This window comes from Rhizorhabdus sp. GW822-FHT03C02 (genome assembly GCF_058801765.1).
Genome location: NZ_JBXANN010000009.1, coordinates 114811 through 134063 on the forward strand (window position 1 = coordinate 114811; position 19253 = coordinate 134063).

At 66.1% G+C, this 19253-nt stretch carries 13 protein-coding genes; 7 read left to right on the plus strand and 6 right to left on the minus strand.

From position 1 onward, the window contains the following. Positions 1 to 17: 17 nt before the first annotated feature. Both AC1RM6_RS20895 and AC1RM6_RS20900 read left to right on the plus strand, forming a co-directional pair. Positions 18 to 875 (plus strand): SDR family NAD(P)-dependent oxidoreductase, encoded by an 858-nt coding sequence (locus tag AC1RM6_RS20895; protein ID WP_493104763.1) that lies wholly within the window; start codon positions 18 to 20, stop codon positions 873 to 875. Between the two features lie 37 nt (positions 876 to 912). Further along, the gene (locus tag AC1RM6_RS20900; protein ID WP_493104765.1) at positions 913 to 2184 is read left to right on the plus strand and encodes an MFS transporter; all 1272 of its coding nucleotides are present in this window, start codon (positions 913 to 915) and stop codon (positions 2182 to 2184) included. 223 nt (positions 2185 to 2407) lie between these two features. Here the strand turns inward: AC1RM6_RS20900 and AC1RM6_RS20905 are convergent, their stop codons facing one another. The 3 genes from AC1RM6_RS20905 to AC1RM6_RS20915 form a co-directional block, all read right to left on the minus strand. Further along, positions 2408 to 4510: a PKD domain-containing protein gene (locus AC1RM6_RS20905; protein ID WP_493104766.1), complete on the minus strand. Its 2103-nt coding sequence runs from the start codon at positions 4508 to 4510 to the stop codon at positions 2408 to 2410. Positions 4511 to 4577: 67 nt separating this feature from the next. Further along, positions 4578 to 7397, minus strand: coding sequence for a TonB-dependent receptor domain-containing protein (locus AC1RM6_RS20910; protein WP_493104768.1), 2820 nt, complete (start codon positions 7395 to 7397; stop codon positions 4578 to 4580). Positions 7398 to 7776: 379 nt separating this feature from the next. After that, positions 7777 to 8226, minus strand: a complete 450-nt coding sequence (locus AC1RM6_RS20915; protein ID WP_493104770.1) for a MarR family winged helix-turn-helix transcriptional regulator — start codon at positions 8224 to 8226, stop codon at positions 7777 to 7779. Between the two features lie 374 nt (positions 8227 to 8600). On the opposite strand from AC1RM6_RS20915, the gene AC1RM6_RS20920 reads away from it, so the two are divergent. The 3 genes from AC1RM6_RS20920 (at position 8601) to AC1RM6_RS20930 (ending at position 11422) form a co-directional block, all read left to right on the plus strand. Continuing rightward, positions 8601 to 9461 carry a TauD/TfdA dioxygenase family protein gene (locus AC1RM6_RS20920; protein WP_493104772.1) on the plus strand — a complete coding sequence of 287 codons (861 nt, stop codon included), beginning with the start codon at positions 8601 to 8603 and terminating at the stop codon, positions 9459 to 9461. A 192-nt stretch (positions 9462 to 9653) separates the two neighbouring features. Next, positions 9654 to 9821, plus strand: a complete 168-nt coding sequence (locus AC1RM6_RS20925) for a hypothetical protein (RefSeq protein WP_493104774.1) — start codon at positions 9654 to 9656, stop codon at positions 9819 to 9821. Positions 9822 to 10189: 368 nt separating this feature from the next. Next, on the plus strand, positions 10190 to 11422 hold the full coding sequence (locus tag AC1RM6_RS20930) for a hypothetical protein (RefSeq protein ID WP_493104776.1): 1233 nt from the start codon (positions 10190 to 10192) through the stop codon (positions 11420 to 11422). Between the two features lie 43 nt (positions 11423 to 11465). Here AC1RM6_RS20930 and AC1RM6_RS20935 read toward each other — a convergent pair whose 3' ends face one another. The 3 genes from AC1RM6_RS20935 to AC1RM6_RS20945 all read right to left on the minus strand — a co-directional run bounded on the left by AC1RM6_RS20935 (position 11466) and on the right by AC1RM6_RS20945 (position 14923). Continuing rightward, positions 11466 to 12524, minus strand: coding sequence for a hypothetical protein (locus AC1RM6_RS20935; protein WP_493104778.1), 1059 nt, complete (start codon positions 12522 to 12524; stop codon positions 11466 to 11468). Next, positions 12521 to 13804, minus strand: a complete 1284-nt coding sequence (locus tag AC1RM6_RS20940) for an MFS transporter (protein WP_493104779.1) — start codon at positions 13802 to 13804, stop codon at positions 12521 to 12523. Before AC1RM6_RS20940 ends, AC1RM6_RS20935 begins: the two co-directional genes overlap by 4 nt. Before the next feature lie 252 nt (positions 13805 to 14056). After that, positions 14057 to 14923 (minus strand): shikimate dehydrogenase, encoded by an 867-nt coding sequence (locus AC1RM6_RS20945; RefSeq protein ID WP_493104781.1) that lies wholly within the window; start codon positions 14921 to 14923, stop codon positions 14057 to 14059. A gap of 154 nt (positions 14924 to 15077) precedes the next feature. Between AC1RM6_RS20945 and AC1RM6_RS20950 the strand changes: the two genes are divergently transcribed. Together AC1RM6_RS20950 and AC1RM6_RS20955 are read left to right on the plus strand one after the other, a co-directional pair. Continuing rightward, a complete protein-coding gene (locus AC1RM6_RS20950; RefSeq protein ID WP_493104783.1) occupies positions 15078 to 16172 on the plus strand; it encodes an alpha/beta fold hydrolase in 1095 nt (364 codons plus the stop codon). Positions 16173 to 16240: 68 nt separating this feature from the next. After that, positions 16241 to 19198 (plus strand): TonB-dependent receptor domain-containing protein, encoded by a 2958-nt coding sequence (locus AC1RM6_RS20955; RefSeq protein ID WP_493104785.1) that lies wholly within the window; start codon positions 16241 to 16243, stop codon positions 19196 to 19198. Positions 19199 to 19253 lie beyond the last annotated feature (55 nt).

A 19253-nucleotide genomic window follows, 5' to 3' on the forward strand; every position in this document is an offset into this window, starting at 1 on the left:
ATAAGAGAGGGTGCGGGATGATACGGGATCGGCAGGTTTTCAAAGACAGGACGGCGATCATCTTCGGGGCGGGGCGCAATATCGGCCGCGCGATCGCGATCGAATTCGCACGGCGCGGGGCGCGGGTCGCGGCGGCCGACATCGACGCGGAGGGGGCGCGCGAAACCGCGCAGCTCATCGTCGCGGCGGGCGGCCGGGCGGCCGGGGTGCAGTGCGACGTCATGGACGCCGCGTCGGTCCAGGCGGCCTCGGACGAGGCCGAGGCGGCGCTCGGCGAGATCGACATCGTCATGAACAATGCCGGGCTGCTGCACAGCGGGAATCCGGAGGATTTCGGGTTGCCGGAATGGCAGCGGATGATGGACTGCAACTTCTTCGGCATCGTTCGCAGCCTCGACGTCTTCCTGCCGCGCTGGATCGCGCGCGGCCATGGCTATATCGTCAACACCGCGTCGTTCGCCGGGCTCTATCCCTATGCGACCAACCGGATTCCTTATGCCGCGTCGAAGGCGGCGATCATCTCGCTGTCGGAAAATCTCGCCATCTATCTGGCGCCCAAGGGGATCGCGGTCAGTTGCCTGTGTCCGGGGCCGGTGATGACGACCTCGGTCGACGGGATGAAGACATGGGGCGAAGACGTCGTGATGCGTGGGCCCGGCGCTCATCTCTGGCTCAAGTCGCAGGCCGAGGTCGCCGGTCTGCTGGCGGATGCGATGGAGGCGGGGCGGATCCTCATCCCCACCCATGAGGAGGGGTTGGACACGCTGCGCGAACTGGCGGCGTCGCCCGATGACTTCATCCGCGCGAAGATCGATGCCTATGCGCAGGGCGACACCGGCCGGCCGCAGGTCGACCGCGCCAAGTTCGGCCTTTGAGGTGGGGCCGGCACAGGCACAGGCACCCGCGACCCTGATGCTCGCACGGCAGGAATGGCGGCTCGGCTGGAAACTCGTCCTCGCGGCGATGATCGGCTTTTCGTTCAATTCGGTGATGAGCGCGGCGACCGGGCTGTTCATGCAGCCGCTCGGCGACGAATTCGGCTGGAGCCGCGCGCAGACCTCGATCGGGGTCACCGTCTCGGCGATCCTCACCGCCAGCCTGTCGCCGTTCTTCGGCGCGCTGATCGACAAATGGGGGTCGAGACGCATCGCGCTGCCCGGCCTGATCTTCTCGGCGCTGACGGTGGCCGGCTTCAGCCTGGCCAATGGTTCGATCTGCCAATGGGTGGGCCTGTGGCTGGTCTATGGCCTGGTCGCGCTGATGGTCAAATCGACCGTCTGGGCGGCGGCGGTTTCGAGCATGTTCAGCGCCGCGCGGGGATTCGCGCTCGGCCTCACCATGGCCGGGGCGGCGGTCGCCCAGATCATCACCCCGGTGGCGACGAATTTCCTCATCGAGAGCTATGGCTGGAGAACCGCCTTTGTCGGGATCGGCCTCGGCTGGGGCGGGGTAGCGTTCATTGCCTGCGCCTTCTTCCTGTTCGATGCGCGCGACCGCGTGCGCAGGCTGCCCGCCAGTGCTGCGAAACCGGTCGCCGTCGATCTGCCCGGTCTGACGATCGGCCAGGCCTGGCGCGACATATCCTTGTGGAAGATCGCGATCTCGACCTTGATCATCATGACGATGACGATGGCGATCCTCGTCCATCAATTTCCGCTGCTGACCGAGGTCGGCGTCTCGCGCCAGAATGCCGCCTGGCTTGCGGCGATGTCCGGCGCCGCCGGCATATTGGGAAAGCTGCTGACCGGCTGGCTCATGGACCGATGGCATGGCCGGTGGGTGGCGGGGCTCACGCTGAGTTTCTCGTCGCTCACCTTCATCCTGCTGCTCGAGCCGTTCAGGACGCCGCTGCTGATTGCCATCGCGATGTTCATCAACGGCTATGCCGCGGGCACGAAATTGCAGGTCTGCGGCTATCTGACGACCCGCTATGCCGGACTGCGCAATTTCGGTTCGATCTTCGGTTTCATGGCGAGCGCGATCGCGCTCGGATCGGGGCTGGGGCCGCTGTTCGGCGGACTCGTCTATGACGCCTATGGCAACTATACGCCGATGCTCTACGCGGGGATCGGCGCCTGCCTGATAAGCGGCCTGCTGATCTTCAGCCTCGGCGACTATCCCGAATGGCCGGACAGGACGGTTGCCGCACCTCCGGGAGGCGACGGCGATATCGGGGTCGGGTGAGCCGCGGGAGGGCCCCCGGCGCCGATGACCACCGCGAGCTGCCGGTCCGGCCGCTTGCTGCTGCCCGGTTCATGCATCGCCGGTCTTCCCCGGTTATGCCGCCATCACGTGCGACGCTTCGATGCCCGGCGTGGTTCGGCTGCGGATAAAGTGCGGCCGGTCGGTGATCCGACCGGCCGCCAAGGTGTCAGTCTCCCGGGAAGGGGAGGGGCTGAACTGGATATCATCGCGCGCGCACGACCACCCGCACCCGATCGAGATTCTCGATCCGTGCGAACGGGGTCTTGGGATCGCCCTGCCGTTGCGAGGTCGCGCGCAGCACCACGAAATAGGTCCCCGGCGTGTCGAAGCGGTGCGATGTCGCGACCCTCGCCGATGCGGCGCCGGCTGCCACCTTCGAGCTCGTCGCGAAGCTGCCGCTGCCGTCGAAATCCCATTCGGCGGCGACCAGGCTGCCGGTTTTCGGTGGTACCGCGATCGTTCCGGCGAACGTGACCGTCTGCCCGCCGGCGATCTCGATGCGCTTGCCGCCGCCGGCGATCGTCAGGCCGACCACCGGCTGGACGCCCTTGCGCGCGACGGCATCGGCGGGAACCGAGACCTGGCCGTCATCGACCGTGTAGACCGTGCTGGCCGGCGGGGCGGTGCCCTGTTCGACCCAGGCCGAGAGGTCGCGCAGCGCCTGCTGCAGCACCGGTATGTAGCTGACGATGCGGGTGGGATCCTCGACCCCGCCATGAAGCGCATGGTCGGTCATCCACACCCGGAAATGATCGTCGGTCGCGGCACCCAGATGCGCCTGCACCTGCCGGCGATACCAGTCGGCCTGCCAGGGAAAGGCCTCGCGGTCCCACAGCGATTCGACCAGGATCATCTTCCCCGCGAACGCCCCGGTCGGCACGCTACCGGCCGCGCCCTTGGTGAACATCGGACCGAGCAGCATCGGCCGCTGCGGATAGAGCGGCTTGCCGTCGGGCCCCACAAACTGGTTCCAGACCGGATAATCGGGCCCCGGCACCTGGTGGCGATGATAGGTCTGCGCCGCGAGGAAATTGCTGTTGTCGACCTGGACCTCGTCGCCCGGCTTGAGCGCCGCGAGGGTGGCGAGATCGACGACGCCGAGACTCGTCGCATCGCCGACGATCTCGCGCAGCGCGAGGCGCTTGCCTTTGGCGGCGCCCGACAGGATCAGCAGGTCGCCGCCGAGGAAGCCGACATCCGGCGGCGATCCCGCCAGCTGGATCGCGACCGGCCGTTTCGATCCGTCATGGATCTGCGATTCCCAGGCGAGATCGGCGGTGCCGCGCGCGGTGCCGGGAATCCGGACCGATCCCATGCCATGCGCCTCGGCCTCGTCGGCGGACAGCAGTGCGCGCACGGTCGTGCGATATTGCAGCCGCGCCTTCTTCAGCGATTCCGGCGGAGCGAACCCCAGATAGCCGGGCTTCGTCCAGAAATCGTCGAAATAGCGCGGGTCGGCGGCGAGCACCCCGCCATAGATCGCGGTGAAGGCGTGCACGCCCATCGTCTTCCAGCCGAACCAGCTCTGCGGCGGAAAGCCCATCCGGGTCGCTTCGCGCAGCGCGCCGGCCTCTTCCGCGTTCAGGCCGGCATAAGGGTTGCCGCTGCCGCCGGGCTCGAGCGCGTCGACGATAGCGGGGAATTTGTCGTGGAGCACCCGCATCGCGTGCATCCGGATCGTAAAGTTGCTGGGCGACGCCATCGGCGAGCCGAGCACGAAGGGGACCGCGCCGTCCCACACGCCGTGCGTGTTCTCGATGCCGCCGAGCGTGCGATAGGCGCCGCCGCTGCCGCCGAAGATATAGCCGAACGGGCGGCGCGGTCCGTAGGCCTGGGCGGCGATGACGCGCGAGTAAAGCGCGGCGGCGGCGTTGGCGCGATAGGCGCCGATCGTCGGGTCGGCGCGGAAGGCCGGGCCGGCATTGGCCGAGGCGCCGCCGCCATTGGTCTCGACGAAATAGGCGCCCGAGGCGATCGCGAAAGCGATCATGTTCTCGCCGCCCTGCGCCTGTTGCGACGAGGTCTCGCTGTCGGGGACCGGGGTCAGATATTGGAAGAAATGGCCGCGATAATCGGCTTTCGCGGGAAAATAATAAGAGAATTTGAGGTCGGTGCCCCTGAAGCCGCCATGGACATAGCGGTGCCGGACCGGCGCTTCGCGCCACTCGTCGATATCGACATAGGGCTGGGCGAACAGCGGGTCGGCGGCTTGCGACGCATCGGCCGGCGACTGCGGGGCGGCCGCGATCGGCGTCGGACCAGCGGCCAGCGCGACAGCAATTGCCCAGGCGGAACGGCGCGTCATCTCGGACTTTCTCATCAGATAGGGCGAGGGGGCATCGCCGGCAGCAACCGCCGATGCCCCCTCGAGGTCAGAACCGCTTGTTGAGGCCGAACTGGATGATCCGTCCGATCGTGAAGGCATGGCCGCCGGCGGCGTCATAGCCATTGGCGCTCGCGCTCTTGTAAAGCGGCGGTGCCTTGTCGAACAGATTCTGGACGTTGGCGGTGAGCTGCAGGTCCTTGCCCAGCAGCTTCTCGGGCACATCCCAGCGGAAGAACAGGTTGATCGCGTCGAACGCCTTCACCCGAACCTGGCCGAAGGCCGCCGCTTGGCCGGCGTCGCCGCGCAGATAGCCGGCGGTGTGGTTCCACGTCACCTGCGCCCGCAGATTGTCGATATTGGCGCCGAGCGTCGACGAGATCACCATATGCGGGATTTCGGTGTGGAGATCGTCGATGATCGGGGCCGCGGCGCTGATCTGGGTCTTCTGGGTCAGGCGGTAGTTGCCGGCGACGCTGATATCGAGCGAGCCGAACCCGGTCGGGCGCAGATAGTTCGCCGCGAAGTCGAGCCCGCTCAGCGAGGTTTCGCCGAGATTGCGCACCAGCGTGTCGAGCACCAGGCCAACCGGCTGGACGTTGCCGCCGCTGCTGATCATCGCCTGCGCCGTCGAGGTCGGATTGACCACGGTGAAGTTGATGTTCGACGGCTTGAGCGTGCTCAGGAACTGGGTGAGCTGCTGGCCCGAGGGACGGGTGATGAACAGGTTCGGGAAGCTCGCGAAAAATGGCGCGAGGCTGGGCCCGGTGACCGGCCGGCCGATCGTCCCCTTGAGCTTGATATGATAATAAGAGGCGTTCAGCGTCAGCCCTTCGGCGAAGGGCGGGGTCAGTTCGGCGCCGAACGACCAGTTGGTGGCCTTTTGCGGGGTGAGCCCGGCGGCGGTGCCGCTGCCGAGGAACACGCCGGTCTCGTTCGCTGCGAAGGTCACCCCCGGTGGCGCCATCAGGAAGGCGGCGGGCACCGGGCTGGCGGTCGAGGTCGCGGTGCCGAGCTGGTCGGTGGGGCTCGGCGCGTTGAACGACTTGCCCCAGTTGCCGCGCAGCGCGACCCAGGAAATCGGCCGATAGGTCACGCCGACCTTCGGATTGAAGGTGTCGCCGAAGTCGTTGTACTTGTCGTAGCGCGCCGACGCCGAGATCGTGAACTCGTGGAGCAGCGGCCGGGCATTGTCCTTGCTGACCACCGGCAGTTGAAGCTCGCCGAACAGCGAATCCACCTTCTGGGTATAATCGGCCGGCGGCTGGAGGACGAGCGCGGCGCTGCTGATCCGGCGCCGGAAATTATCCTGCATATGCTCGGCGCCCAGCGCGACATGGATGTCGCCGCCCGGCAGTGCGAACAGCGGCCCGTCGACGATTGCGCGATAGTCGTACAGCTCGTTGCGGCCCAGGCCGCGGTCGAAGCCGGTCAGCGCCGCGACCGTGGTCGGGCTGGTCGCGGCGACGTTGAACGGGTTGAGGGTGCCGTTGGCGATCGCGGTGGTCTGCGCGGCGGCGCTGACCTGGCTGTTCTTGTAATCGACGGTCGAGCGGCCGTAGCTCATCAACGCCCGCGCCTGCCAGCCGGCCCCGATATCGGCGGCCAGTTGCGGCGCGAGGCTGAACGTCTTCAGATTGGTCCGCAGAACGCCGGAGAGGTCGCCGAGCAGCGGTCCATAGTTGAACTGGACGGTCTCGGGCAGCGCGGTGGTCGCGCCGGGGACCGGGCGGTAATTGGGGTTGGTCGGCTGGAGCGTCACCGTGCCGGTCGCGCCGCCGCCGAGATTGCCCTGGCCGAGCGTACCGCCATAGCCCCGCGTCGCGCGGTTGGCGTAGAGCGCCGAGAAGTCGAAATGGATGTTCTCGCTCAGATCCTGGACGAGGCGCGCATAGGCATTGTGCAGCGTCGAGCTCGGGTAGATGCCGAAATTGTCCGACACGTCGCACGTGTTCGGGCCGCCGGCGGCCAGGGTCGCCCCCGAGACGACATAGCTCGCGCCGCCGACGGTGACATTGGGGTTGGCGCAATTGCGGCCGACCGGCACGCCGGTGGTGTAGTTGATGTTGCGGACGAAGTCGCGGTCCGAACCGAGGATCGCGTCATGATGGCTATAGCCATAAGCGACGTAGAAGCCGCCGCTGCCCCAGTCCTTGCCGACCATCGCGCTGCCGTCGACCGTGCGGTAATCGTCGCCGAAGCCGTAGCGCGCGCTTGCCTGGACGCCGTCGAAACGGCGGCGGGTGATGAAGTTGAGCACGCCGCCGAGCGCGTCCGAACCATAGACGGCCGAGCCGCCGTCGGTGAGCGCTTCGACGCGTTCGATCACCCCGGGGGCGATCATGTCGGGATCGACCGCGACCTGCTGGGTGCCGGCGCCGACGATGCGATGCCCGTCCATCAAGACGAGGGTCTGGGCGCCGCCGCTGGTGTTGGCGGCGGGCAGGTTGCGCAGGTTCGGCCGGCTGATCGGGTTGCTGGCGTTGGAGCCCGCGACCGGCGAGACGCCGACCGGCATCGCGTTGAAGAAGTTGGCGACCTGCGGCAGGCTGGCGAGGACCTGGTTACTCGTCGTGCCGCCGGTGGCGGTGACCTGGCCGGGGGTGATGTTGAGGACATTGTTGCCGGCCGGGGCGATGCCGCGGATCAGCGTGCCGGTGACGACGATTTCGGTATCGTCGATGCGCGGGCGGGATGCATTGGGTTTCGCGGCCTGGCCGGAGGCAGGCAGCGACTGGACGTCGTCCTGCGGCGAAGCCGGCGCCTGGCCGGCCGCTTCGCTCTGCGCCAACGCCACGCCCGGAAAGAGCGCGGCCACCGCCACGCCCATCGCCAGTTTACGGAACTTTATTCCGGATACTCTTTTCATCACTCTCTCCCTGTTGCGATTATTATCGGCATCGCAGTTATGATTATTTTGATTATCGTTGTAGAATTCGAATTTTATACGCGAATACCAAGGACGGTCTATCGAGATAGCGTCCTCAATCGGAATCTGTCGTTTAAATCACAGACAAGCTCAACGAACAGGAGGCTTGTGATCGAATGAAAGCGACGAACCTGCTTGGCGGAATGCGCATGCGTGCCGGTTCAGCCTGACGTCGTGATCGCTGTGCCTTCAGATGGTCGATTTCGACCTGCCCTCAACCTCCAGAATCCGTTTTTAGTTGTTAACAACAACTAACAGGAAGCTAGGCAAATGCAAACCTTCTTTCGAGCGTCTAAAAAATGAGAATTAGCAATTTATCTCAGATATTTGCTGCAATGACTGAGGCATGAAGGCGGTCGAGAAGGTCGAGCAGGAGGGCGTGTTCCTCGTCGGCAAGGCCGGCCAGCATGCGTGATTCAATGGCCTTTATACGGGCGACGATTCGCTTGAGAGCGGCCTGGCCCTCTTCGGTGGCATAGAGTTCGTACCGCCGGCGATCGGTCGTCGATGCGCGGCGATAGGCCCAGCCGATTTCCTCCAGGCCGTTGACGATGGCGTTGACGGCGGATTTGTCGAACAGCGTGTTCTCGACGATGTCGTTCTGGGAAAATCCCGGATTGGCGGCGATCAGCGAGAGCGCCCCGATCGTGCCCGTTCGCAATTCCCGGTTGTCCCACGCCTCCGCGGTGGCCTTGCGGACAAGATGGTCGAGTTGATTGAGGTGGACGCTGAACAGCTCGCCCACCGCGCCCATCTGGGCGAGCGTCACCAATTTTTTCTGCGGAATCGGACGTCTCCTCGCATCTGATCGGATGTCTGCCATTTCCGGTGGCATCCCGGCTAGAGCATTTTCAAGTCAGGTGGAATCACCTGACGGCTCGGAAAATGCGGAAAACAAAGACAATTTAGAGCATGTCCTGATCAATCTGATCAGGACATGCTCTAGAGCCGCGAGCCGTGAATCCGACCCGCCCCTGCGGAGTTCGCATCCCGGGGAGCACCGATCGTCCGTCGCGGGAATACTAAGCATACTTATTGATCTTGAGAATCGGACGAGAAAATGATAGCCATTCAGCAATCGAAGAAGCGGCCGGGCGACCGGCCGGTTCGAGCAGAGACATAAACTCGAGGACAGGTAAGCTGATGGCGAGCGTATTGACCAAGGTCGAAATCGAACCGATCGATGCCCCGATGGGCGCCTATGTGCGGATCGCAGCCGATGATGTGATGAACCCCGGCGTGACCGAGCAGGTCATGGCCGCGCTCAGCCGCTATGGCGTGCTCGTCTTCCCGCAGATCGGGCTGACCGACGACCAGTTCAGCACCTTCAGTTCGGCGCTGGGCGACCAGCATGCGCTCGACAAGGCCTATGACGGCACCGCGTCGAGCGACAAGGGCATCTACCGCGTCACCAAGGACAAGGACGACAAGACCCATCTCGACTATATCCGCGGCAACGACTGGTGGCACATGGACGGCACGTCCTACAATGTGCCGGGGAAGAGCACGCTGCTGAAGTGCGAGGTGCCGCCGAGCGCGGGCGGCGACACCGAATTCGCCGATCTGTTCGCCGCCTGGGAGGCGATGCCGCAGGCGATGAAGGACAAGCTCGAGACGCTGCGCGTCGTCCATTGCTTCCGCGCGGTCGGCCCGCGCTTCTACGACGATCCGCAGCCCGAGGATTTCGCCCGCTGGGACGCGGTGTTCCCGCCGACCGAGCATCCGCTTGTGTGGCACCAGAAGGACGGCCGCACCTCGCTGCTGATCGGCGTCACCGCGCTCGACGTCGTCGGCATGGAGCATGAGGAAGGCGCCGCCTTCCTCGAGGAACTGGTCGACTTCTGCACCACCGAGCAGTTCGTCTATCGCCACAAATGGCGCACCGGCGACATGGTGATGTTCAACAATCCCGGCCTGCTCCACCGCTCCACCCCGTATGACAAGGCGTCGGGCCGGGTGATGCATCGGACGACGATCAAGGGCACGGAGATGATCGAGGGCTGAGCGGCCTGCGGAAACTCCGAAGCACGGCGCGGTTCGCCGATATCGGTGTTCCGGGCCATGGTCCCGCGGTGATGCCGGCGTCACGCCGGCATCGCCGCCGTGATGCTGCTTTGTTGAAACAAACCGACATAACGATGCAAATCCGGTCGCGTAGGGGCGCGATATCGAGAGACATCACGGAATACGACGACAATGGCCCGAGACATCCACAATCTGTGCGTCGAGGCTGAGCGCTGTGAGCGGATCAGCCGGAACCTGACCGATGGCGCCGCCATATCGAGCTTGTTGAATTTCGCGGCCGAATGTCGGCGTGATGCCGAACGCCTGCTTCAGGCGGATCGCGTTCGGATCATCATCTAGAGCATGCCCTGATCGGATTGATCAGGACATGCTCTGGATTGCCTTTGTTTTCCGCATTTTCCGAGCCGTCAGGTGATTCCACCTGACTTGAAAATGCTCTGGAAAGCCGCTTCCTCCCTATTCCTTTCGGCAAATCTTGCCGGAGACATGTCCGCCAGCGTGCCAGAATCCTATTTCCCCCATCGACCTGTAATCCAAGATCGGGCGACCGGGACAGGACCCGATCGAATCGCGTCTGATCGGGCCGCACCGGATATCGACGATGCCATCCGGCAACATTGCCTTTCGAGGCAACGGGTTACGGCTGGCCCGCCGCCTCCGGCGGCGATACAGCGAGGTGGCAAGGCACCACGACGGCAGGATAGGGTATGACGTTCGACAGCGAATTCGCGCGCGTTCGCGAACTGGAAGGCCAGATGGCGCCGTTCCAGGTCATTTCGCACTATCATGAACTTGCCCGGCATTGGCCCAGGGAGCCGCGCGTCTTTCAGGGGCTGGCGCTGTTCCTGATGCTCCAGGGGGATGTCGACGGGGCGATCGGCGCGGTCGAGACCGCGCTCGCCTGTCGCAAGGATTTCCTAAGCTATTTCATCAAGGCACGCGTGCTCGATGAAAAGCGTGAATTCTCGAAAAGCATCGAATTCTACAAGAAATGCCTGCGGCTGGACCCGCAGAATGCGAAGGCGAAATTCTATCTGTCGCTCGCCTATCTGACCTTGGGCGATCTCATGCGAGGTACGCGCCTCTATCCGGCCCGGCTGTCGCCGGCGCAGGTCGATCGCTTCTCTGCGACAAGGCGCTGGACGCCCACGGCGCGGCCGGGGCGTGTCTATATCTGGGCCGAGCAGGGGATCGGCGACGAGGTGATGTTCCTGCAACTTCTCCATCTGGTTCAAGCGCTGGACTTCGCCTTTGTCGTCGAATGCGATCGGCGGCTTCTCTCGCTCTTGCGATCGACCTTTCCGCATCTGGAGTTCGTCGCGCGCGAGGGACCGCATGGGGTTCACGCGATCGACTATCATATCGCGATGGGGGATCTGCTCGGCCTGTTTCACCGGGGCCTGCTCGACGGCGCGCTGCCGCGGCCGAGCCTGCTTCCCGTGCCGCGGAGCGATGTTCGAATGGCCGCGGCACGGGTGAGGCGCGGCCGCGATCTGGTCGGGCTGAGTTGGTTCAGTGCGAGTTCCGAACATGGCGAGTTGCGGTCGATCCCGGTCGAAGCGCTGGCGCGCAACCTCGACCCCGCCAGGCACGCCATCGCGATCCTGCAATATTCCGCACGACCGGAGGATATCGCCAAGCTGCGCGAGCGCGGTTTCGATTGCATGAGCGATTTCGACTGCCTGGACGATATCGAGGCGGTGTTTGCCTTGATCGCGGAGTGCGACATCGTGCTGAGCATCGACAATTCGGTCGCGCATTTTGCCGGCGCCATCGGCACCACCACCCACGCCTTCATCCCGCAACTGCCGAATTGGCGTTGGGGTGCCGAGGGCGACAAAAGCTACTGGTATCCGAACATCACCCTTCATCGTCTGTCGTCGGGATGCGACTGGAGCGATGTGATCGATCGCGTGGAATTCGACACGCGGGCGGCGTGATGGGCGATCTCGAGGACGCCGACGCACGCGCAATCGATTTGCGTCAGGGCAATTTCCGCACCGCGATCCGGTCGGCCTGATACGATCCCAGCCACAATTCGTCGCCGACCACAGCCGCCGCCGAGACGCCGTTGAAGGCGGCTTCGGGCGTGCCATAGGCGAAGCTGCGGACGGTGCCGGTGGCGGAGTCGATTTCGGCGACGCCATAGCCGCGATGGCAGAGCATCTTGTCGGCCTCGCCGTTGACGATCCGGCGCAGGCCGCCGCAGGCGGGCTCGTCGAGGCGCATGCCGGCGGCGAGCAGGCGGCCGCCGGACCAGTGGATATTGTCGGGCATGAAATCGGGCATGTCGATCCGGCGCACCGGCCGGCGGCGGCCGCGCTCATAGACCAGCACCGCGTGCCAGCCGAACGCGACCACGTAGAAGTGCCGATCGTCGGGATCGATCTCGAGCCCGTTATTGCCGGGCAATTCGGTGCCCTCGATCATCGTGAACCGGCCGTCGCCGGGGCGCGATTGCCAGACCGCGCCGGTGATCTTCCCTTGTACGAAATCGGCGATGGTCGTGCCCGGCCGGGTCAGCACCGTGGCGATCACGGTCATGTCGGCGAAGGTCGCGACACTGTTGGCGACCTGGCCAGCCGGCATCGGCAGGCAGCCGCGCCAGCGCAGTTGCGGTGCGCCAACGCCAACGCCCTTTGGCAGTTCGACATCGAAGCGCTCGATCGACTCGCGCCCGCCATGGTTGACGACATGGAGCGCGAAGCGGCCAGGACCGGTCGCGCGCAGGCTCAGGCCGCGGGTGTCGAACAGCGCCGGTTCGGGCGGGTCGGAGCAGTGCGGAAAAGCGGCCGGATCGGGATCGACCTGGTCGGCGGCGCCGGTGAACCAGGGCGTCGCGGTGCGGGCGCGCGTGTCGACCAGCTTGAGCCCCGCCCCCGGCGCGAAGCCGCTGGCGATCAGCCAGGGCGTGTCGGGGATCGCCATCAGGTCCTCGGGCTTTTCGGCGCCGCAGACATAGGCGAGCGCCGTGCCCGGCGGGCAGGGGGCGGGGGGTAGCGGCCCCGCCGCCGCCGCGAGCAGCGCGGCGAGCGCGATCATAGTTCGATCCGCTGCACGTCGCCGAGGATGAAGATATAGGCGAGCGCGCCGAGCAGCGCGAGGCAGCCGACATAGGCCAGCGCGAAGAAGAAGGACCCGGTCGCCGCGACGATCGCGCCGATCACCAGCGGGGTCAGGATCCCGGCGAGATTGGCGGCGAGGTTGAAGATGCCGCCGGTCAGCCCGAGCATCCCCTCGGGGGCGATGTCGGAGACCAGGGTCCAGCCCAGCGCGGCCATGCCCTGCGCGAAGAAGGCGACCGACAGGATCGCGATCACCACCGCGTCGGACTCGACGAAATTGGCACTGATGATCGTCGAGGCGAGCAGCAGCCCGGTGATGATCGGCAGCTTGCGCGCGACATTGGCCGATCGCCCGCGCCGCAGCATCCCGTCGGACCACCAGCCGCCGAACAATACCCCGACCGAGGCGGCCGCGAACGGCAGGATCGCGAAGAGGCCGATCTTGAGAAAGTCCATATGGCGTTCGGTGGCCAGATAGGTCGGGAACCAGGTGAGGAAGAACACCAAGGTCGAATTGCCGGCGAACTGACCGATGCAGATCCCCCACATCTGGCGGAAGCGCAGCAACTTGCCCGCCTTGCTCCAGTCGATCGGCGCGCCCTTGGCGCTGGCGCCGACCATGCCGCCGCCCTCGGCGATCAGGTCGAGCTCGGCCTGGTTGACGCGGCCGTGCTGGGCGGGCTCGCGGTAGCGCAGCAGCCACAGGCCGGTGAAGGCGAGGCCGATCAGCCCGCAGACCAGGAACAGCGACCGCCAGCCATGGGCGGCAAGCATCCAGAACAGCAGCGGGCTGAGAAAGGCGAGGCCGATATATTCGCCGACGGTGTAGACCCCGGTCGCGAAGGCGCGTTCGGAGCGCGGGAACCAGGTCGCGACCACCCGGCTGTTGGCGGGAAAGCAGGGCGATTCGGCGATGCCGAGCGCGAGCCGCAGCCCGAGCAGCGAGGCGAGCCCGCCGGCGATGGTGTGGAGCAAAGTGAACAGCGACCAGAAGCCGACCGACAGCGCATAGGTCAGCCGCGTGCCGAAGCGGTCGAGGAACAGCCCGCCGGGAATCTGCGAGGCGGCATAGCTCCACGAGAAGGCCGAGAACACCACCCCCATCACCGCCGCGTCGATCGCGAGATCCTTGGTGAGGGCGGGGGCGGCGATGCCGAGGATCGTGCGGTCGAGATAATTGACCAGCGTGCCGGTGGCGATCAGCGCGAGCATGCCGAAGCGGGCGCGGGTGGGGGCTTGGGGGCGGGTGTGCTGCACTTAGATCCTCCCCATCGCAGATGGGGAGGGGGACCGCCGAAGGCGGTGGAGGGGTTCTCCGACCGCGAAGACATCAGGGGCGTGGAGGTTCTGCCCCACCCCTCCACCATCCTGCGGATGGTCCCCCTCCCCAAAGCTGCGCTTCAGGGAGGATCGGGAAGGGCGCCTCTGTGCGCGCATGATCAGGTTGGTCATCTCATATCCTCATTCCCGCGTTGGCGCTCTTCGACGGCGCCTGCGCGACAGGTCCTATCAGAAATTGGCGATCATCCGCTCGCGGTCGGCGGTGCGGCCGGTGAACAGGTCGAAGGCGCGGGCGGCCTGGAAGATCGCCATCTCGCCGCCATGGGCGGTGCGGCAGCCGATCGCGCGGGCCTCGCGCAGCAGGCGGGTCTCGAGCGGGAAATAGACGACGTCGGCGACCCACATCGCCGGCCGCAGCCGCGCGGTGTCGACCGGCACCCCGTCATGCCCCTCCATCCCGATCGGGGTCGCGTTGATGATGCCGTCGGCGTCGGCCAGCTCGGCCGCGGCGTCGGTACCGGCGCGCACCGTCGCCCCCGCGCGGTGGCCGGCGAAGCGCGCGGCGAGCGCCTGCGCGCGGTCTCCCTGCGGGTCGACGATCACCAGTTCGCGCGCGCCGCGTTCGAGCATCGCCATCGCGGTCGCCGCCCCCGCGCCGCCGGCGCCGATCTGGACGACCTTGCCCAAGGCCGCGCCGCCCAGCTGCCGGTCGAAGCTTTCGGCGAAGCCCGACCAGTCGGTGTTGTGGCCGATCCGCCGGCCGTCGCGGAACAGCAGGGTGTTGACCGCGCCGATCGCCCGCGCCTCGTCGTCGAGTTCGTGCAGCAGCGGGATCACCCGCTGCTTGAACGGGTGGGTGATGTTGACCCCGGCGAAGCCCGCCAGCTCGACCGCGTCGATCACCCGGGCGAGATCGTCGGCCGATCGGCCGGCGGCGGCGAGGTCGAACAGCCGGTAGACGAGTCGCAGCCCCTGCGAATCGGCTTCGTCCATATGCATCGCGGGGGACCGCGACGCGGCGATGTCCATGCCGATCAGCCCGGTCAGAAAGGCCGGTTTGTCGGCGCTGCGCCGAGCGATTTCCTGACGTTCCATCCCCATCCCACTCATGTCCGCTCTTTCGTATTTTTACGTCAATTGACATTGCACGGACTGTTTCGTACATGAAACTCCATGGCGCGGAAAGGGGCAGTTTAATGCTCCACCGCAGCCGGCCCCCAAAGAGGGACCGGCCGAACGGGAGAGAGATATGAAGGTGCATTTGCCTGCCCGCCTGATGTTGCTCGGCGTCGCCGCCACCCTGGCGAGCGGCGCGCAGGCGAGCCCCGGTTCGCAGATCGCCGATGCGGTGAAGATCGGTGCGGCGGTCCAGGCGGTCGGCGCCGACTCCTTCGCCGGGCTCAAGGTCGATTTCCCCGGCGGCGTCACCGGCTATCCCGATACCGTCTATGCGACGCTGCCCGGCTATCGCCCGCTCAAGCTCGACCTGTTCCTGCCGCCCAAGAGCTTTGCCGGGCCGCGCCCGCTGATCGTCTATGTCCATGGCGGCGGCTGGATGGGCGGGGGGCCACGCCGCAGCGCCGCCTATCAGGACTGGCCCGCGGTGCTCGCGACGATGGCGGCGCGCGGCTATGTCGTCGCCTCGGCCGCATATCGCTTCTCGGGCGAGGCGCCGTCGCCCGCCGCGATCCAGGACGTGAAGTCGGCGATCCGCTGGCTGCGCGCCAATGCCGGCCAATATGGCATCGACCCCAAGCGCGCCGCGATCTGGGGCCAGTCGGCCGGCGGACAGCTCGCCGCGCTGGCGGGGACGAGCTGCGGGGTCGCAGCACTCGAACCCGGCGGCCGGACCGAGCCGAGGAACGCCAATGTCGAGACCGTCGCTTCGACCGCCGCCGGCGCCGACGCCGCGTCGGACTGCGTCCAGGCGGTGGTGTCGTGGTTCGGCATCTATGATTTCGTCGCGCTGCGCGCGGCGCCGGGGCCGCAGGGCGCGGCGTCGGTCGCCGACCGCTTCATCGGCTGCGGCAAGGATGACTGCACCGCCCTGGCGCAGGCGGCGTCGCCGATCACCTATGTCGACAAATCGGATCCGCCGATGCTGCTGATGCATGGCGAGGCCGACCGCACCGTGCCGGTCGCGCAGACCCGGGCGTTCGACGCGGCGCTGCGCAAGGCCGGGGTGCCGGTGCGCACGATCATCATCCCGGGGGTCGATCATAGCTGGATCGGCACCACCCCCGAGGCGACCGCGCAGGCGAGCCGCCAGGCGCTGGGCGAGGCGATCGACTTCATCGATGCGCGGATCGGGGATGCCAGGACGGCAGAGGGCCGCACGAAATAAGGACTTGGGTAAATCGCGTGAAAAGCACGGGCCGCAGGGAAACGGCCCGACAACAAGAGGGGATGATCATGACAATGGGAAATGAAACGCGCTGGACGGCATCGACCGGTGCGATCGCGACGGCGCTGCTGTGCGCCTGCATATCGACCGGCGCCTTCGCCCAGGCGGCGGCGCCTGCCGCGCCGGCCGAACCGATCGCCGCCGAGGATGTCGCCGAGATCGTCGTCACCGGATCGCTGATCGCGCGGCCGAACAATGTCGCGGTCAGCCCGATCGTGTCGGTGTCGCCCGAGGCGCTCAAGCAGAGCGGCACCGTCGACCTCGAGGCCTCGCTCAACCAGCTGCCGGGCTTCACCCCCGCAGGCGGCGCCGGCACCGGTGGGCAGGGCACCGGCGGCCGCGCCACCGTCAACCTCCACGGCCTGGGATCGAACCGCAACCTCGTCCTGCTCGACGGCAAGCGCCTGCCGATCTCCGACGCCAACGGCAATGTCGACATCAACATCCTGCCCGAGGCGATCATCGGCGGGGTCGACGTGATCACCGGCGGCGCCTCGGCGATCTACGGGTCGGACGCGATCTCGGGCGTGGTCAATTTCAAGACGGTGGCGCCGTTCGACGGCATCCGCACCGACATCCAGATCGGCGATTCCGAACGCGGCGATTATCGCAAGTTCAACGCCTCGGTCGCTTATGGCGCGCGCTTCGCCGAGGATCGCGGCCATGTCGTGGTCGCCGCCAGCTACACCGACCGCCAGGGTCTGCTCGGCAGCAAGCGCAAATTCTTCGACTTGGTGACCCCGTCGTCGTTCATCGGCACCGGCACTTATGTGCCCGATGCGCTCAACCTGCCGACCCAGGCGTCGATCAACACGGTGTTCGCCCGCTATGGCGTGACCACCCCGGTCAGCCGCACGATCAACCTCGGCTTCAACAACAATGGTTCGCTGTTCACCCAGACCGGGGCGACCAATTATCAGGGGCCGACCACCGGCGCCTATCGTATCATCGGCGGCAATGTCCGGATGCCGGTCGGCCAGCAGATTCAGGCGCTCAACGCGCTCAAGCGCAAGGCGCTGTTCGGCAAGTTCGACTATGACGTGACCGAGGCGATCACCTTCTACGGCCAGGTCATGTATGTCGACTCGACGGTCACCACCGCCAGCGGCGGCAGCCTGACCCAGGTCGGCGCGCTCACCACCATTCCGGTCACCAACCCGTTCATCCCCGCCGATCTGCGCGCGATCCTGGCGTCGCGGCCCAACCCCAATGCGCCGTTCACCTGGAATGGCCGCTATGTTGGGATCGGCGACAAGAGCTTCGAGGAGAATTACACCGTCTCGCAATTCGCCGGCGGCCTGAAGGGCGATCTGGTCGGCAGCTGGAAATGGGATATCTACGCCTCCTGGGACAAGTCGCGTCACGAGCAGGAACTCAACAATGCGGTGCTCAAGAGCCGGGTGCAGGCGCTGCTCAACGCCGCCGACGGCGGCAATTCGCTGTGCGCGGGCGGGTTCAATCCGTTCGGCATCGCCAATGCCACCAGCATTTCGACAGCCTGCAAGACCTATCTGACCAAGACCGCGTTCAGCCGCGAGAATCTGACCCAGACCCAGGCGCAGGCGCAGCTGACGGGCTCGGTGTTCGAGCTGCCCGCGGGGCCGGTCCAGCTCGCCTTGCTCGCCAGCTATCGCCGCAACACCTATAATTATCTCGCCGACAGCGACCTCAAGCCCGGCAGCTTCCTGCCCGGATCGTCGAACATCGAGGCGGTCGCCGCCTCGGCCGACGCCAAGGGCCGGATCGCGGTCAAGGAGCTCGCCGCGCAGATCGACGTGCCCCTGCTCAAGGACCGCGCTTTCTTCCAGGAACTCGCGGTCGGCGGCGCCTTCCGCTATTCGGACTATACCACCTCGGGCAGCGTCGAGAGCTATGAGGCCGATCTGCGCTGGCGCCCGGTCGAACAGATATTGTTCCGCGGCAGCTATCAGCGCGCGGTTCGCGCCCCCAATATCGGCGAGCTGTTCTCGCCGCCGACCGGATCGCAGGTCCAGTTCGGCACCCCGCCGGGCGCGGTCGGCGATCCGTGCGACGTCCGCTCGGTCGCGCGCACCGGATCGGGCGGCGCCCAGGTCCGCGCGCTGTGCCTCGCGCAGGGCGTACCGGCGGCGGTGATCGACAGCTATACCTTCCCGACGACGGCGACGCTCGGCACGATCTCGGGCAATCTCGGGCTGACCCCCGAAAAGGCGACCACCTATAATCTGGGCTTCATCCTCAACCCGCGCTTCGCCTCGCCCTGGCTGCGCGATTTCTCGCTGTCGGTCGACTATTACAACATCAAGATCAAGAATGTGATCTCGGGCGTGCCGGGGCTCACCACCTTGTCGAAATGCTATAATCTCGACGGCACCAACCCGACCTATTCGAATGCCAACAGCTTCTGCCAGCTGCTCACCCGCGACGCGCAGGGGCAGCTCTCGAACATCGCGCTGCCGTTCCTCAACCTCGGCGCGCTCGAGACCGACGGCGTCGAGATCCAGTTCAACTGGGGCGTCCATCTGTCCGACGTCGGCATCGGCGACGGCAGCGGCCGGGTCTATGTCAATTCGGGGATCGGCTGGCTCAACCATTACAAGGTGCAGACCCTGCCGGGGTCGGCGGTGCAGGATTTCGCCCGCACCAGCACGCTCGGCCGGACCCTGCCGCGCTGGAAGGCGCTGACCACCTTCGGCTATGGTTCGGACGTGGTCGGCTTCGGCCTGCGCTGGCGTTATCAGGGGCCGATGGACGACATCACCGCGGTGACGACCCCGACCAACCCGTCGATCGGGGTGAAGACCTATAATCTGTTCGACCTGTTCGGGACGATGAAGATCACCAAGGACTTCGAACTGCGCGCCGGCGTCACCAACCTGTTCGACCGCGGCCTGCCGGTGGTGGCGAGCTCGCAGAACAACACCGATGTCGGCACCTACGACATGGTCGGGCGGTCCTTCTACATCGGCGTGAAGGCGCAGTTCTGAGGTACTGATCGGCGACCCGCGACGCGATCGTCGTCGTGGGTCTTCCTCTTGCATT